17 protein-coding genes are annotated in these 14,716 nt (G+C 62.8%); 13 read left to right on the top strand and 4 right to left on the bottom strand.

Annotation, left to right across the window (positions count from 1 at the left end; genetic code table 11):
- Nucleotides 1-206: 206 nt before the first annotated feature.
- The 7 genes from DXH78_RS16390 (at nucleotide 207) to DXH78_RS16365 (ending at nucleotide 6,086) form a co-directional block, all read left to right on the top strand.
- Nucleotides 207-644, top strand: a complete 438-nt coding sequence (locus DXH78_RS16390; protein ID WP_115518534.1) for a very short patch repair endonuclease — start codon at nucleotides 207-209, stop codon at nucleotides 642-644.
- On the top strand, nucleotides 628-1,947 hold the full coding sequence (locus DXH78_RS16385) for a DNA cytosine methyltransferase (RefSeq protein WP_245416907.1): 1,320 nt from the start codon (nucleotides 628-630) through the stop codon (nucleotides 1,945-1,947). The genes DXH78_RS16390 and DXH78_RS16385 overlap by 17 nt, the downstream gene beginning before the upstream one ends.
- A 4-nt stretch (nucleotides 1,948-1,951) precedes the next feature.
- Nucleotides 1,952-2,749 carry an endonuclease gene (locus DXH78_RS16380; RefSeq protein ID WP_210209601.1) on the top strand — a complete coding sequence of 266 codons (798 nt, stop codon included), beginning with the start codon at nucleotides 1,952-1,954 and terminating at the stop codon, nucleotides 2,747-2,749.
- Nucleotides 2,750-2,787: 38 nt separating this feature from the next.
- A complete protein-coding gene (locus DXH78_RS20285; RefSeq protein ID WP_283805643.1) occupies nucleotides 2,788-2,919 on the top strand; it encodes a hypothetical protein in 132 nt (43 codons plus the stop codon).
- Between the two features lie 370 nt (nucleotides 2,920-3,289).
- The gene (locus DXH78_RS16375; protein WP_115518290.1) at nucleotides 3,290-3,940 is read left to right on the top strand and encodes a hypothetical protein; all 651 of its coding nucleotides are present in this window, start codon (nucleotides 3,290-3,292) and stop codon (nucleotides 3,938-3,940) included.
- Between the two features lie 100 nt (nucleotides 3,941-4,040).
- A complete protein-coding gene (locus DXH78_RS16370; protein WP_115518289.1) occupies nucleotides 4,041-4,550 on the top strand; it encodes a YcgN family cysteine cluster protein in 510 nt (169 codons plus the stop codon).
- A gap of 84 nt (nucleotides 4,551-4,634) precedes the next feature.
- The gene (locus DXH78_RS16365) at nucleotides 4,635-6,086 is read left to right on the top strand and encodes an MDR family MFS transporter (RefSeq protein WP_115518288.1); all 1,452 of its coding nucleotides are present in this window, start codon (nucleotides 4,635-4,637) and stop codon (nucleotides 6,084-6,086) included.
- Between the two features lie 8 nt (nucleotides 6,087-6,094).
- Here the strand turns inward: DXH78_RS16365 and DXH78_RS16360 are convergent, their stop codons facing one another.
- Together DXH78_RS16360 and DXH78_RS16355 are read right to left on the bottom strand one after the other, a co-directional pair.
- Nucleotides 6,095-9,046 (bottom strand): PAS domain-containing protein, encoded by a 2,952-nt coding sequence (locus DXH78_RS16360; RefSeq protein WP_168192871.1) that lies wholly within the window; start codon nucleotides 9,044-9,046, stop codon nucleotides 6,095-6,097.
- Between the two features lie 306 nt (nucleotides 9,047-9,352).
- Complete coding sequence (locus DXH78_RS16355) at nucleotides 9,353-9,907, bottom strand: NADPH-dependent FMN reductase (RefSeq protein ID WP_115518286.1); 555 nt, start codon at nucleotides 9,905-9,907, stop codon at nucleotides 9,353-9,355.
- A gap of 52 nt (nucleotides 9,908-9,959) precedes the next feature.
- On the opposite strand from DXH78_RS16355, the gene DXH78_RS16350 reads away from it, so the two are divergent.
- Nucleotides 9,960-10,418: a winged helix-turn-helix transcriptional regulator gene (locus tag DXH78_RS16350; RefSeq protein ID WP_115518285.1), complete on the top strand. Its 459-nt coding sequence runs from the start codon at nucleotides 9,960-9,962 to the stop codon at nucleotides 10,416-10,418.
- A 163-nt stretch (nucleotides 10,419-10,581) separates the two neighbouring features.
- Nucleotides 10,582-10,827: a DUF6894 family protein gene (locus DXH78_RS16345; RefSeq protein ID WP_115518284.1), complete on the top strand. Its 246-nt coding sequence runs from the start codon at nucleotides 10,582-10,584 to the stop codon at nucleotides 10,825-10,827.
- A gap of 32 nt (nucleotides 10,828-10,859) precedes the next feature.
- Here the strand turns inward: DXH78_RS16345 and DXH78_RS16340 are convergent, their stop codons facing one another.
- Nucleotides 10,860-11,219, bottom strand: a complete 360-nt coding sequence (locus DXH78_RS16340; protein WP_168192870.1) for a PilZ domain-containing protein — start codon at nucleotides 11,217-11,219, stop codon at nucleotides 10,860-10,862.
- A gap of 369 nt (nucleotides 11,220-11,588) precedes the next feature.
- Here DXH78_RS16340 and DXH78_RS19955 point away from each other — a divergent pair, with 369 nt between their 5' ends.
- The 3 genes from DXH78_RS19955 to DXH78_RS16325 all read left to right on the top strand — a co-directional run bounded on the left by DXH78_RS19955 (nucleotide 11,589) and on the right by DXH78_RS16325 (nucleotide 13,675).
- Nucleotides 11,589-11,741 carry a hypothetical protein gene (locus DXH78_RS19955; RefSeq protein ID WP_168192869.1) on the top strand — a complete coding sequence of 51 codons (153 nt, stop codon included), beginning with the start codon at nucleotides 11,589-11,591 and terminating at the stop codon, nucleotides 11,739-11,741.
- 79 nt (nucleotides 11,742-11,820) lie between these two features.
- Complete coding sequence (locus tag DXH78_RS16330; RefSeq protein WP_115518281.1) at nucleotides 11,821-12,444, top strand: hypothetical protein; 624 nt, start codon at nucleotides 11,821-11,823, stop codon at nucleotides 12,442-12,444.
- Complete coding sequence (locus DXH78_RS16325; RefSeq protein ID WP_210209600.1) at nucleotides 12,341-13,675, top strand: DNA-packaging protein; 1,335 nt, start codon at nucleotides 12,341-12,343, stop codon at nucleotides 13,673-13,675. The genes DXH78_RS16330 and DXH78_RS16325 overlap by 104 nt, the downstream gene beginning before the upstream one ends.
- 268 nt (nucleotides 13,676-13,943) lie before the next feature.
- On the opposite strand, the gene DXH78_RS20010 is transcribed toward DXH78_RS16325, so the two are convergent.
- On the bottom strand, nucleotides 13,944-14,102 hold the full coding sequence (locus DXH78_RS20010; RefSeq protein WP_210209599.1) for a hypothetical protein: 159 nt from the start codon (nucleotides 14,100-14,102) through the stop codon (nucleotides 13,944-13,946).
- Nucleotides 14,103-14,226: 124 nt separating this feature from the next.
- On the opposite strand from DXH78_RS20010, the gene DXH78_RS16320 reads away from it, so the two are divergent.
- Nucleotides 14,227-14,691, top strand: a complete 465-nt coding sequence (locus DXH78_RS16320; protein ID WP_245416906.1) for a hypothetical protein — start codon at nucleotides 14,227-14,229, stop codon at nucleotides 14,689-14,691.
- Nucleotides 14,692-14,716: the final 25 nt, after the last annotated feature.

The raw sequence follows: 14,716 nt of genomic DNA, 5'->3' as shown, positions 1-14,716 counted from the left end.
CCGCTGCGCGCCCGTACCAATTTAGTGCATCGGGGCCGGTTTCTCTATCCAAACGAGGCGGTTATCGGGCCGAAAGGTGAACGGGAATTGGGGCAGGAATGGGGGGGGGTCTCTGTTGACTTTTGGAACAAATAGAGAACAATAGGCTTGTGAATGATCTGCGCTTTGGTGTGGACCTTTGTGGCTTAGCACTCTGTATTGCCTCGATGGACACCCGCTCAAAGGCCCAGCGCAGTTTCATCATGAAAAGCGTTCGGAGCCGAAATACCGGCCCTGAGCTGGTCGTTCGCAGAACGCTTCACGCTTTAGGGTATCGCTACGGTTTGCATCGGAAGGATCTGCCCGGTCGTCCAGATATCGTAATGCCGAAGCACAAGGCTGTGGTCTTCGTTCACGGTTGTTTCTGGCACGGTCATGGCTGCCCAAAAGGGCGATTGCCGAAGAGCCGGCTCGATTTTTGGGTGCCTAAGATCGACAGAAATCGGCAGCGGGATCGAGAATCTGTCAGGTTGCTAAGAAAGAGCGGCTGGCGAGTGCTGACGATTTGGCAATGCCAAACGAAGGACGTCGAAAGTCTAAGTCGCAAACTTGCGAAGTTTCTGACTTTGCGGAATAGGAAGAATTCTCGTGGCTCGCACCAATAAGAAAAGCGGCGCAGTTCGCCCGATTGCCGTCGATTTGTTCTCGGGCGCGGGCGGAATGAGCCTCGGTTTCGAGCAAGCCGGTTTCGACGTCGTTGCGGCGGTTGAAGTCGATCCAGTCCATGCGGCCGTCCACGAATTTAATTTCCCAACCTGCGCAACGTTGTGCCGAGACATTTCAAAATTGTCAGGTGCAGAGATCCGAGCCGCAGCCGGAATTGGGCGCCGCAAGGTCGATTTGGTAGTCGGCGGGGCACCCTGTCAGGGATTTTCCTTGATAGGCCATCGCGTGCTTGACGATCCCAGAAATTCACTCGTTCTCGATTTTGTACGGATTGTTTGCGAGCTAGATGCGAACTACTTCGTCTTCGAAAATGTCAAAGGACTTACTGTCGGCAAACATAAGGTGTTTCTTGAGGAGCTTGTTTCTACGTTCCAACATAAAGGATATGATGTTCGGATACCGTGGCAGGTTCTGAACGCAGCGGATTTCGGCGTGCCGCAAAGCCGAGAGCGGTTGATTTTATTAGGCGCAAAAAAGGGGCTTCGTATTCCAGATTACCCGCTTCCCGCGGTTGCTACGCCGACGTGCGAAGATGCTTTAGGCGATCTACCGAATGCCGACGATTTTCCCGGTTTGACCGAAAGCGACGAAATTCGCTTGCCGGCTCGAGCTTGGAAATACCCGTCGTCCTATGGACGAGAGATGCGATGTCAGTCTAACGACGCTTGGCATTTCGGTTACATTCGGGAGTGGGACCCAAGCATTCTGACCTCCAGTATGCGCACGGGACATTCCGATATTTCCAAAAGACGGTTCGCTGCGACCGAATGTGGCGACGTTGAGCCGATTTCGCGTTTCTTCAAGCTTTCTCCCGGCGGGATTTCGAATACGCTGCGCGCCGGTACGGATGCTGCGCGCGGTGCGTTCACGTCCCCGCGTCCGATACATTTTCGCTATCCAAGGTGTGTGACGGTTAGGGAAATGGCTCGGCTTCACGGTTTCCCCGATTGGTTTCGTTTTCAAGAGACGAAGTGGCATGGTGCGCGACAAATTGGAAATGCGGTACCTCCGCCGATGGCAAGGGCGGTCGGTGCAGCTGTGATTGCGGCCATCGGCTGCGTGCCGGAGCGCGTCGGTAAGGCTATTAAACTAGGCGACCCGTCTTTGCTAAAGATGGATGTTAGTGCTGCGTCTAGTTATTGGGGTATTCAGCGCCCAAGTGGGAAGCGTGATCGTAAAAGCGGCGCGAGAAAACGCTCCCAGGCTGAAACGGAGGCTTTGCGGTTATCGGCTGGGGGCTAGCTTCGTGGCAAAGACTCAAGATGTGTCCAACCGTTATTTGGCGCTTATAGAGAAGATTTTCGAAACTCACTTTCGCAAGGGCTCTTCTCGCTTCGAATTTGAGCGCGATGAGCTTGTCGACATTGCCAATAAGCTTGAAATCCCTGTTCCGAAAAATCTTGGCGATATAATTTATTCTCTTCGATATCGCACGGCAATGCCGGCAGTTGTTTTGAAGAACCAACCCTCCGGGATGGAGTGGATCATTGAGGGGGCTGGGCGTGCGAAATACGCGTTCGTTTTGGTCAAGCTCAATCGGATTGTCCCGCGAGAGAATTTGCTCACGATTGCTATTCCGGATGCAACCCCGGAGATTATTCGCGCCTATAAGTTGGATGACGAGCAGGCGTTGCTGGCTATCGTTCGCTATAATCGTCTCCTCGACACTTTTCTTAGTCTTACGACTTACTCAATTCAGAACCATTTGAGGACAACGGTTAAGGGTGTCGGTCAGATAGAGATCGATGAATTGTATTTTGGTATTGATACTCGGGGGTGCCACTATGTCATACCGGTTCAAGCGAAGGGTGGTAACGATCAGATTAGCGTTGTGCAGACAAAACAAGATATAGCGTGGTGCGATCAGCGTTATCCAGGCATGAGGTGTCGCGCGATTTCAGCGCAATTCATGTCCGACGACCGTGTGGCGATGTTTGAACTGTCGGTCCAAGGGGATATGGTCAAAGTGGTTGAGGAAAGGCATTACAAACTCGTTCCGGCAGCCTCGCTGGACGCGGCCGCGGTCAGAAATTATTCGGATTGATGGAGCGCAGGCACACGGGCTTTCCTCGGGAGGCTGACATGAACCATGTCGAGCTTTGGTCCATCCTCTGGATTCCGGTGTCGTTGACGCTCGTTGTGCTGTTTGCCTTCAATGTCGAGCGCATCGAAGGCTTCATCGCTAGACGCAAGCGTCACCGCCCCGCCGAATAAGCCAAGCTTATGGAATATAATCCTTGACAGCGTGACGCTGCTCCGCTAGCTTTCCGGCATTCTCCACACTTGCATCTCTCAATCACGGGGTCCGGCCATGACGCCGCGGACATCCCTGCGCGCGGCGGCGCGCCGGCATTATCTCGCCATGCGCGGGCGCGAACTGGTGTTTGATTTGGCGCCGGAGGCGGGGCAGGGCCTGCCGAGGAAAGTGGATGTCGCGGGAGTGAATGACTCTTTGGCTCAGGGTCCCCCTCTCCCTAACCCTCTCCCCCCTAGCTCGCCGGACGGCGAGCGTCCGCTCGCCTATGGGGAGAGGGAACAAGCAGAGCAAGGGGAGCGGGGATCTGCCGCGTTTGCGGAGCCGGCCATGCCAGACAATACCGCCGAAGCCCCCGACCTCATGGCCCGCGTGCGCGCGCTCTATGAGGACAGCGCCGTGCCGGTGCGCGAGATTGCGCGGCTCTGCGGCGTCACCGAGCGCACCTTGTACAAATATGTCCGGCGCGGCGCGTGGAAGCGGCGTTACGTCCGCGCGCCGGCGGATGATGCATCGACAGGTTCCGTCTCCGGGGCCGAGCGGGGCGCGCGCTGGCTGCGCGCGTCCGGCCGGGAGCCGGTCAAGGGCGCCGGCGGCCGCTTCATCCCGCGCGACGAGGCGGGGCGGCCGGTCGCGCAAGGAATCGCACAAGAAATCGCACAAGGGATCAAGGCGCTCGATCCCGCCGCGCGGCAGCGGGCGGCCACGGCCTGCGCCGCCGCAGCGGCGCGTGCCGCCAGAGCGCGCGCCAAGGCCGATGCCGCGCAGGTCTGGGAGGCGCGCCGGCGCGCCATCGATTCGGTGTCCGCCGCCATGGCGGCCTACAGCCGCTGGCGTCTGGGCCGCGCCCGGCGCGCCGCCAAGTTCTTCTACGAAGGCGGGCCGAACCATGCCGAGCGGGCCGACGATGCCCGCACGGAAGCGCTGTATGTCGCGCAGATCGAGGCGGCGATGGCCTGCCTGCGCCAGCTCAAGCGGTGAGGCGGCCGCATCTTGTGCGGCCTCCGGGCCATCGCCTTTCGAAGAACGAGTTTCCAAGAATGCCTCTTGTGCCGGCCGCGCCAATGCGGGAATGAGGGACATGCCCGACGACAAGACCTTGAAGGATACGGCGCTTCCCTTCTGGCGCACCAAGAAGATGAGCGAGATGACCCCGCGCGAGTGGGAAAGTCTCTGCGACGGCTGCGGCCGCTGCTGCCTCAACAAGCTCACCGACATCGACAGCGGCGAGACGGTCTATACCGATGTCGGCTGCAAGCTGCTCGACACCGCGAGCTGCCGCTGCGCCGACTACAAGAACCGGCAGAAGAAGGTTCACGATTGCGTGCGGCTGTCCTGGCGCAACATCCGCCGCCTGACCTGGCTGCCGCCGACCTGCGGCTATGTGCTGGTGGCCGAGGGCAAGGACCTGCCGTGGTGGCATCCCTTGATCTCGGGCCGGGCGGACACCGTGCACGAGGCCGGCATTTCGGTGCGCGGCAAGGTTTCGGCCAATGAGGTCGATGTGCCGGACCGCGATCTCGTCGATTACATCGTCAAGTGGCCGGTGCGCTGGCCGAAGGGTTCGCGCGGCAAGGTGCCGCCGAAATAGGAACGCCCGCCGGGCCGGGAACATGGCACCCCAGCACAGGCAACGCTTGCGCTTTGCCCGCGCGCTTGGCATGTCCGCACGTCCATGACCCAACAGCTGACGCACCGGCAGATCTCGCGCATCGTCCAGGGCATCACGCTGGCGATGTTCCTTGGCGCGCTCGACCAGACCATTGTCGCCACCGCGCTGCCGACCATCGGCCGGCATTTCCACAATCTGGAAGACCTGGCCTGGGTGGTGACGGCCTATCTGCTCACCGGCACCGCGGCGACGCCGCTGCTCGGCAAATTGTCGGACATGTATGGCCGCCGCGCCGTGATGCTGAGCGCGGTCGCGATCTTCATCGTCGGCTCGATCGCCTGCGCGCTGGCGCCGAGCATGACCGCGCTGATCCTGGCGCGTGCCTTCCAGGGCTTCGGCGGCGGCGCGCTGATCGCGCTGGCGCAGACGGTGATCGCCGATATCGTTTCGCCGCGCGAGCGCGGCCGCTATCAGGGCTACATCGCCGCGGTGTTCGCGCTGTCCTCGGTCGGCGGCCCGGTGCTCGGCGGTTTCCTCACCGAACATATCGACTGGTCGCTGATCTTCTGGATCAACGTGCCGCTCGGCGCGCTGGCGCTGGGCATGACCTGGCACATGCTCAAGCTGGTGCCGTTCCACAAGCGCGAGCACAAACTCGACGGCATCGGCGCCGTGCTGATGATGCTGGCCTCGGTGGCGCTGCTGCTGGCGCTGTCGTCCGGCGGCGCGCGCTATCCGTGGCTGTCGCCGCAAATCGCCGCGCTGGTGGCCGCCTCGGCGGTGCTGTGGGCGCTGTTCGCCTGGCGGCTGGCGCGCGCCGAAGAGCCGTTCCTGCCGCTCAATATTCTCGGCAACAAGGTGGTGCGCGCGGCGACGCTCGCCGGCGCCTGCACCATGGGCACGCTGGTCGGCATGACCATCTTCGTGCCGCTGTATTTCGAGGGCGTGATGGGCCTGTCGGCGACGCAGTCCGGCCTGGCGCTGATCCCGATGCTCGCTGCGGTCACGGCGGCGTCGCTGGCGGCCGGGCAGGCGCTGATGCGCATGACGCACTACAAGCGCATTCCGATTGTCGGCAATATCGCCTCCATCGCCGCGCTCGCGGTGCTGGCGATCTGGCCCGCCGGCTTGTCGCTCCTGGCGGTGCTGGCGCTGATGTCGGTCGTGGGCCTTGGCTTCGGCATGGTGTTTCCGGTGTCGACCGTATGCATGCAGAATGCGGTCGAGCGGCCGCAAATGGGCATCGCCACCGGCGCCGCCAATTTCTTCCGCGCGCTGTTCGCGGCGCTGGTGGTGGCGATCCTCGGCGCCATCGTGCTCGGCGGTCTCGGCAGCGCCAGCGGCTCGTCGGTGGAGATGCTGGCGCGCTCGGCCTCGGCGCAGGATCTGGCCTTTGCCTTCCGGCTGGTGTTCATCGCCTGCGCCGTGGTCGTGGCCTGCGGTCTGGGCTTCATCATCGCGCTGGACGAATTGCCGCTGCGCGGCCCCAGCGGCCCGGCGGTCGAGCCGCACTGATCCGCGCGCTAGTGCGCGACCGCCGCTTCGAGCGCCTGGCCGAGCTTCTGGGTGTTGAACGGCTTTTCCAGAAACGTGATGTTCTGCTGGCTCAGCCATTTGCGGTGCTTCTGCGCCGGGTCGTAGCCCGACATGCAGACAATGCCCATGCCGGGCCGCGCCGCCATCGCTTCCCGGATCAGCGCCACGCCGTCGAGGCCGCCCGGCAGCACCACATCGGTGAGCAGCATGTCGATCTTGGCTGGTGACACGAGCAGGTCGAGCGCTTCCATGCCGTTGCCGACGGCGTGAACCTTGAAACCGAGATGACGCAGCTGCGCGCCGGCGACGATGCGGACATCGGCATCGTCCTCAACCAGCAGCACGGTCTTTTCCCGTTCGGCGTCGGCGCCGGCGGTCGGGCTGTCGACTTCCTCTGCCGCGCAAGGCGAAACGACGCGCGGCAGGCGGATCGTCACCGACGTGCCGGAACGCGGCGCGCTCTCGATCTTGAGCTGTCCGCCGGACTGTTCGGTGAAACCCTGCACCATCGACAGTCCGAGACCGCTGCCGAGACCGTCGGCCTTGGTGGTGAAGAACGGCTCGGCGGCGCGCGCCAGCACCTCTTCGGTCATGCCGGAGCCGGTATCGCTGATGGTGATGCGGACTTCCTCGCCGGTGGGCCAGCGCGACGACTTGGCCAGCGCGGGATCGCACGGGCGGCATTCGGTGGCGATGGTGATCTGACCGCCATCCGGCATGGCATCGCGCGCGTTGATAGCGAGATTGAGCAGCGCATTGGCAAGCTGATTGCGATCGACGGAGATCACGGCGCCCTTGGCATTAAGCTTGGTGACCAGATCGATGTTCTGGCCGAGCGTCCGCTGCAGAAGACGCAAGGTGTCGAGCACCATCTGGTCGATCGGCGTCGGTTCGGCGCGCAGCGGCGTCTGTCGGGAGAACGCCAGAAGGCGCCGGACGAGCTCGCGGCCGCGCCGTGTCGCGCGCATTGCGGCATCGACCAGTTCGGGATCGGCGGTCAATCCGCGCGCGGCGGCGTAGTCGACGAATTCGAGACTGCCGGCGATGACGGCGAGCAGATTGTTGAAGTCGTGGGCGACGCCGGCGGTGAGCTGGCCGACCGCTTCCATCTTCTGCATCTGCCCGAGCGTCATCTGCGCTTCCTCGCGCCGGCGCATTTCCTGCGCCAGCTCCGCGGTGTGCGCGCTGACGCGGGCCTCGAGCTCCTGATTGGCACGCGCCAGCAATTCTTCGGCGCGGCGGCGCAAGGTGACATCCTGGATCGTGCCGAACACGCCGGTGATCGCGCCGCTGCCGTCGCGCACCGGAGTCATCCAGAGTTCAAGGTCGACGATGGCGCCGTCGTTCCGGCGCGCGCGCAGGACGAAGTTGGGCACCTCGCGTCCGGCGACGGCGTCGATGCCGGCTTTCTTCAGGGTCGGCCGGTCTTCCGGCAGAACCAGTTCATAGAAGCCGCGCAGCGTCAGCGCGTGTTCGGGCGAGAAGCCGAACATGGCGAAGATGCCGTCGGACCAGGTGATAGTTCTCGAGGCGAGGTCGTTCTTGAAGTGGCCGAGGAGGGCAAGCCGCTCGGCGCGCGCGAGGTTGTTGCGGCTTTCCTTGAGCGTCGCCTCCGCCTGCATGCGATCGGTGATGTCGGTGAGCGTACCGACCATACGCACCGGCTCGCCTTTGGCGTTGCGCTGCGCCATGCCGCGGGTCTGCACCCACACGCAACGGCCGTCAGGACGATTGACCCGGAATTCGACCGAATAGGGCCTGCCGTCCTCAAGATGCGCGCGCAGTGCTTCCCGGACGAGCGCACGGTCGTCGGGATAGACGGAATCAATGAAGCTATCGAGGGAGGGAGACGGCGCGTCCTGCGCCAATCCCACGATATTCTTCCAGTGCGGCGACTTGTAATGCTCGTCGGTTTCCAGGTTCCAGTCCCAGATGCCGTCATTGACCGCTTCCTCGACCAGACGATAGCGCTCCTGACTGCGGCGCAGATCGTCCTGCGCCGCCATCAGCTTCTGCTCGCGGGCAATGCCCCATCTGATGCCGAGGAAGATCGCGACGGTGACCAGAAGCGCGATGATCCAATAGATCTGCGCCCGCTGATCGGCGTGCCGGTAGATATGCTCATCCGTAACCGACACCGCAGCGATCAAGGGGTAGTCGCCGATGACACGATAGGCGACCAGCCGCTTGTAATTGTCCAGGTTGCGGGTGCTGAAGAAGTGACCATTCCGCGCGGTAATAACGTGACTTAACAGAGAGGAGGTTGGCCCGAGACTGGCGCCGACCTTGTCGCTTTGAGGTTTGCCGTTGACGGCACGGGCTCGCACGATGCCATCGATTCCGATCAGACCGAAGGCGCCGTCGGTCCCCAGATCGAGATCGATGCCGACCTGAACCAACGCTTCCGGCGTGACGATGGCGGCAACAACGCCGGCAAAGGTGCCATCCGGCGCGACCAGCCTGCGCGTGACAACGATGGTGGATCGATTGTTGAGCTTCGATTGGAGCGGTTCGCTGAAGACCAACTCGTCGGCGGAGGCTTCTTTTTGTCGCCGGAAATATTCCCGGTCGGCAAAGCTCTGGCCGCGCGGCATCATTGTCAAACCGTCGCCGATGCCAGTCGAAGCGGCAATGGCAACGCCATCTTTGTCAAGGATCGCGTACCTGTATTCAAGTTCGGTTCGTGCGGCCTTGTCATTGAGCCATGCCTGAAGCTCGTCGGGCCTTTTCGATAGCTGAGAGGCGCGCCGCAGAAGCTGAAGCGTGGTGTCGACGTTCTGAAAAATATGGGAGTAGGACTGCTCGACGATGCGAACGAGATTTTCGCTCGCTCGTGTGGCATTGGCGAGGGCCTCCTGCCGATCGTTGGTGATCAGCAGCGTGAGGGCGCCATAAACGACCGCGAGCATGCAGAGACCGAGGAAGGTCACCGGTTGCATCCAGGCGCGCCAGCCTGGAAGGCCGCCAGAGCGGTTTTCTGATACCCCCCGCACATGATCTGGCCGGGCCGGCTTCTCAAGGATGGTCGCTGGGACCATCGGCTGATCTGTCACGGCTGCGCGCCTCCAGTGGGTGGCAGGTAACCCACGGTGGCATTCTTATCGTGCGTGCTTTGTATGGAGTAAGATCGCGCCGACGTTATGCACATGCTTTGTGCGTAAAGCGTTCGGCCCCGATTGTCCGGAACTTGTTGAGCGGTCGCGTGCAGCAGCCTTATGCCACGGCACGCGACCGTGCGTGAACAATTATGCCTTGGCCAACTTTCCGGCGAAGACCGCGAAGCGGTCCATCAGTGCCTTGAGGAAGTCGCGCACGCTGGCGTCGGTAACGTTGTGGTCGGCGTCGATCAGTTCGGGTTTGTATAAAATATACGCCTCGCCGCCGAGGAGGTGCAGGCCCTGGTCGCCGAGGACGGCGCGGAGGTGCTGTTGTACGACGGCCGTCGAAATTACGCCCCCGGAGGCACCGGTTACCGCCGCGGGTTTGTTGGGCCAGGAGGTTTTGCCCCAGGGCCGCGCACCCCAGTCGATGGCATTCTTGAGGACGGCCGGAATGGAGCGGCTGTGTTCGGGCGATACGAACAGCAGCGCGTCGGACGCTTCGACCTCATTCTTGAACCGAGCGACCGGCGCGGGCACCGGCTGCTCGTGGTCCTGATTGTACATCGGCAGGTCGTCGATCTGGATGAGCTTGGCTTCGAACGCATCGCCACCGAGCTTGGCCAGCGCCAGCGCGAGATTACGGTTGATGGACTCCTTGCGGTTCGAACCGACGATGAGCCCCAGTTTAAGCTTAGCCATTGAAACCTCTATTTCTTAGCCTAAGTTACGATCTGTAACCGAGGATAAATAGATGACTGTTCAAAACACTCAAGAAGGCACAATTTCCATACCCGGTACCCTTCATGTGGCCGAGGACTGCCGTGCCGTCAGCGAGGTGCTGGCCAGGGTCGGCGATAAGTGGACGGTCCTCGTCGTTTCCACCCTCGGGGACGGGCCCAGGCGTTTCAACGAGCTGCGCCGGGCCCTGGGCTCGATCTCTCAGCGGATGTTGACGCTGACGCTGCGCGGGCTTGAGCGCGACGGGCTGGTGTCGCGCACCGTGTTTCCGACAATTCCGCCGCGGGTGGACTACGAATTGACCGCGCTGGGCCGCTCGCTGCTCGAGCCGGTATTGGGGCTCGGCCTGTGGGCGCGCCAGAATCGTTCGGCCATTCAGCAGGCCCGGGAGCGCTTTGACGCGAATGTCACCCCCCGACCGGCCGCGACAATGCCATCCGGGCGTCATCTTACCCCCGCACTAGACCGCTAAGACCTCGATCGGTCAGGCGTCGAAGCCGCCGCGTGCAACCCGCGGCGGAATGGCGCTGGACGGCAAGTAATAAAATACCATAGCCTGTGAGCATCGATCGACCTGCCGTGGGGGCGGCAGTCGACTGACGGTGGGGCGTCTCGATTAGTGGGGGATTGATCGCGTGCCCCGATACTATTTCAATTTCAGCGATGGCCGTCGCTGGTTCACCGACGATGTCGGCCAGGATTTCGGCGGGCTCGCCGCCGCGCGCAGCCATGCCGTGCGCCAGGTGCGCGAACTCAAGGCCGCCATGTGCGACCCCGGTATCCAGGATCTCACCGGCTGGACCATGCAGGTGGTCGATGGCGACGGCCGGACGGTTTTCGACATCGGCTTCGACCTGAAACCCGACCGAGTCGAGAACTGAAGAGCGGGCTCGCGCCCCGTAAGCGACGCCGCTCAGCGTGAGCGGCCGGCGAATCTGACGCCCAGCTCGCCGCCGAGACGCCACACCACCTGACAATCGCGCCGCATCTCGCTGTTATCGACAAGCACCGACAGCACGAACATGTCGGGCATCATAGTGTCGGAATAGAGCCGCGCGCCACTGTCCGAAATGTCGGTGATCACGCAACTGCGCGGCAGGGCGCCGGCGCCAGTATAATATTGCGCAACGCGGTTGATCGCGTGCCGCGGATTTTTCCGTCGATCTTTCAGCAAATTTGGCCGCATTTCGCCGTTCGGGGTGTGATGGTTGTACGGCCGGCCCCTCAAATTGGGCTTAAGCGGAAGAAACCAATTTAAAACAAAGAGGGGCAACCACAGGCGGACGGGTGCGACAAAAATTTATTCAAAATTTTTTCGATCGTTTATGGTGGCGAGGCGCATCCGCGGCCTTTGCCATCGCCGCCTGCGGTTCGCATCGCATTGCGATCGTTAGGATTTTTCGCCCAAGTCGGCGATCTCGGATAAAAATCACAAACTAGGAAAATAAGCGTTGACAGCGTGACGCTCCTCCGCTATGGTTTGGGCATGCTCCACACTTGCGTCCGGTGAGGCGCTCCGCCGCTGGCGGGGCGGCGATGTTGCGCGGAACGCGTGGCCGCCGCTGGCGTTGATCTTGTGAGCCGCCGCGCCGTTGGTGATTTGCGCGGCTCATCCGCTCACGCCAGCAACAGGGAGAACGCGATGGCGAAAGTCGAAAACGGTCGGATCGTCGAGACGGCGACGCAAGCGCGCGGCGGCGAGCGCGGCCCCAGCGTGCGCAACGTGCTGATCATCAGCACCTCGGCCGTCGTCGTATTGTTTGCCGTGATCTATCTCTACTTCTTCGCCGCCTGACGCCGCGCCCGCGCGGCATTTTCACAGTTCGAACGCGCCGGTTTTGCCGCCGGCGCGTTTTTTATTGGGGGAGGGTGATGTGACCGCCAAGAAAATCATTCCACCGAACGTGCTCGCCGAGGCGAAACGCCTTTACGAGCAGACAAACGCGCCTGTCGGTGACATCGCCGCCCTGGTGGGAGTGTCGCGCTCGAACCTCTATGAGCGTGTTCGCGATCTCGGCTGGCGGAGCCGTCAGGCCAAGCCGACCTTCAGTCTGGCGCGCGCCGTCAGCGAGGGGGTGACCGGGCCGCTGTCCGAACCACCGCCGCCATTGCTGCCGCAGCCCGCCGCGCCGCCGGTCGTGCTGGATGCCGCCGCAGTGGCTCAACGGCGTTTGGCGATTGCGCAGCGCATGATGAGTGTCGCCGAACGAGAGATGGATGCGATCGAACGCATCATCGCGGTGTTGCGTCCGGCCGATGCGCTCGAAGCCGATCACAGCGCCCGCACGCTCGCCAGCGTTTCGCGCACGCTGCGCGATATCGCGCAGCTCACCAAACCTGGCGAAGAGCCGACGACGGATGAAGCCAGCCATGATCCCGTGCCCCGAGACATCGATGAGTTCAGACGAACGCTTGCTGTCCGTATTGAGGCTCTTATCGAAGCTCGAACCGGACGACCGGGCGGCGGTGCTGGCGGCTCTGCCGCCGGATGTGATTGATATCTTCCATTCCGACTTCGACCTCTTCGCGCACGCGCATCAACGGCCGCCGGATTTCGCGGCGGATGGAAGGCCGTGGCGCACCTGGCTCATCCTCGGCGGCCGTGGTGCCGGCAAGACGCGCGCCGGCGCCGAATGGGTGCGTCATGTCGCCTGCAGCGATGCAAAGGCGCGCATCGCGCTGGTCGGCGAGACCGAGCACGACGTCCGTTCCGTCATGATCGAGGGGGCCTCCGGCCTGATGGCCGTGCATCCGCGATCGGAGAAGCTGCAGTGGTACCCGACACGCCGCCGGATCGAGTGGCCGAACGGTGCGATCGCCGAAGTCTTCTCGTCCGAAAATCATGAAGGCCTGCGCGGCCCGCAATTCACGGCCGCGTGGTGCGACGAACTCGCCAAGTGGCGTCAAGCCGAAGCAACCTTCGACATGCTGCAGTTCGGACTGCGCCTTGGCGAGCGGCCGCGGCAGGTGATCACCACCACGCCGCGGCCGATCGTACTTCTCAAGAAGCTGATGGCCGATCCAACAACGGCGCTGACCCGCGCCGGCACGGTGGCCAATGCGCTCAACCTGTCGGCGTCCTTCGTCGAGCAGGTGTTCGCGCGCTACAAGGGCACGCGGCTCGGCCGCCAGGAGCTCGACGGCGAGATCGTCGAGGAGCGCGCCGATGCGTTATGGACGCGAGCCGGGCTGGAGAGCTGCCGCGTGGCGGCTCCGCCGGAGCTGACGCGCATTGTGGTGGCGATCGATCCCCCGGCGTCGTCGAAGCGCGGCGCGGATGCCTGCGGCATCGTCGCCGCCGGTCGCGCGGGCGATGGCACCCTTTATGTGCTCGAGGACGGCAGCATCGCCGGCGCGAGTCCGCAAGGCTGGGCGAGCCGCGCGATTACGCTGTGGCGCAAGTATGAGGCCGACGCGCTGATCGCCGAGATCAACCAGGGCGGCGAGATGGTGAGCGCCGTGCTGCGCTCGATCGACAGCGGCGTGCCGGTGACGACGACGCGGGCGACGCGCGGCAAATATCACCGTGCCGAGCCGGTGTCGCAGTTGTACGAGCAGGGCAGGGTGAAACACGCCGGCAACTTCCCGGCGCTCGAAGACGAGATGTGCGACTTCGGCCTCGATGGCCTGTCGTCGGGCCATTCGCCGGACCGGCTCGATGCACTGGTCTGGGCGGTGGCGGCCTTGACCTTCGCGGCAAGGCCCGAGCCGCGGATCAGACAGCTGTAAAAGAGAGAGTCGCAAATCACCTGCGCCGATCTGGGACAAATCGAGCGGTTACAACGAGGCCGATGCGCTACTAAAACGCGATGTGATGAACGGCGCGGCGCATAATATTTGCGCCTGCATTTTGCCCGATATGATGGATGAGACGCCGGAAAACGCGCAAAACACGGCGAAACCGGCTTGTTTTATTGCGATTGTTTATTCGGGCTGTCTCATTTGCTGACACAATTATTAATGCGCATAGCTGGGGGCCGAGTCATGCCCGCGGGCGTCATGTTTTGGTCACATTGAGACGGCGGAAGGGGCCCTCATCACGACGCGGCTGTCCTGCCGCTTCCTTCTCTCGGCGGCGCCAATGCCGCTCTTCAAGACAGGTGACCGGGATATTGAAACGAGCTGCACTCGCGATCATGACGATCGCTTCGATCACGGCGGCGGCGACGAGCGCTGACGCCCGACCGAAACATCGCCAGGCGGCGCAAGCGCAAGGTCAGGCGCAAAGCCAAGGGCAAGTTACGTGCGACCAACGCGGCTGTTCCGACAGTCCAACCGCGGTGGCCGCGCGCCATGCGACGCAAGGCAACAGGGCTGCCAGAGTTGGCACCAGCCGTGCGCGCAACGCCCACACGCCGGGTACAAATGAAGCTTACACCGCCCGCGCCGAACAGGGCGCGGCGCAAGTGGACGCCAATGGCAACTCCGTTGTCGTCGGCGGGCGGCCTTCGGGCTGTCCGACCCGCTTCTGCGGCTGCGAAGCTTCGCTCTACGTGTTCGGCGAGATCCGCAAGGATCTCAATCTGGCGTCCAACTGGATCCGCAAATTTCCGCGCACGCAGCCGGCTGCCGGCATGGTGGCGGCGCGGTCCGGCCATGTCTTCGTGCTGATGAGTCACGTCGAAGGCAATCAGTGGCTGGTGCATGACGGCAATTCCGGCGGCGGCAAAACCCGCCGGCATGTCCGCTCCATCGCCGGCTATGTCGTCGTCGATCCGCATGCGACGCGGGTGGCGTCGAGGTAACGGCACAATCAGCGTTCGCTGGGTT

This window comes from Undibacter mobilis (assembly GCF_003367195.1).
In the GTDB taxonomy this organism is placed as follows: domain Bacteria; phylum Pseudomonadota; class Alphaproteobacteria; order Rhizobiales; family Xanthobacteraceae; genus Pseudolabrys; species Pseudolabrys mobilis.
This window is presented reverse-complemented; position numbering and strand designations above follow the sequence as displayed.

Excerpts from the sequence above, each read along its gene's own strand:
- DXH78_RS16365 (WP_115518288.1), top strand. The coding sequence starts at position 4,635 with ATGACCCAACAGCTGACGCACCGGCAGATCTCGCGCATCGTCCAGGGC.
- DXH78_RS16390 (WP_115518534.1), top strand. The coding sequence starts at position 207 with ATGGACACCCGCTCAAAGGCCCAGCGCAGTTTCATCATGAAAAGCGTT.
- DXH78_RS16370 (WP_115518289.1), top strand. The coding sequence starts at position 4,041 with ATGCCCGACGACAAGACCTTGAAGGATACGGCGCTTCCCTTCTGGCGC.
- DXH78_RS16325 (WP_210209600.1), top strand. The coding sequence starts at position 12,341 with ATGAGTTCAGACGAACGCTTGCTGTCCGTATTGAGGCTCTTATCGAAG.
- DXH78_RS16375 (WP_115518290.1), top strand. The coding sequence starts at position 3,290 with ATGCCAGACAATACCGCCGAAGCCCCCGACCTCATGGCCCGCGTGCGC.
- DXH78_RS16350 (WP_115518285.1), top strand. The coding sequence starts at position 9,960 with ATGACTGTTCAAAACACTCAAGAAGGCACAATTTCCATACCCGGTACC.
- DXH78_RS20285 (WP_283805643.1), top strand. The coding sequence starts at position 2,788 with ATGAACCATGTCGAGCTTTGGTCCATCCTCTGGATTCCGGTGTCGTTG.
- DXH78_RS16360 (WP_168192871.1), bottom strand. The coding sequence starts at position 9,046 with ATGCAACCGGTGACCTTCCTCGGTCTCTGCATGCTCGCGGTCGTTTAT.
- DXH78_RS19955 (WP_168192869.1), top strand. The coding sequence starts at position 11,589 with ATGGCGAAAGTCGAAAACGGTCGGATCGTCGAGACGGCGACGCAAGCG.
- DXH78_RS16355 (WP_115518286.1), bottom strand. The coding sequence starts at position 9,907 with ATGGCTAAGCTTAAACTGGGGCTCATCGTCGGTTCGAACCGCAAGGAG.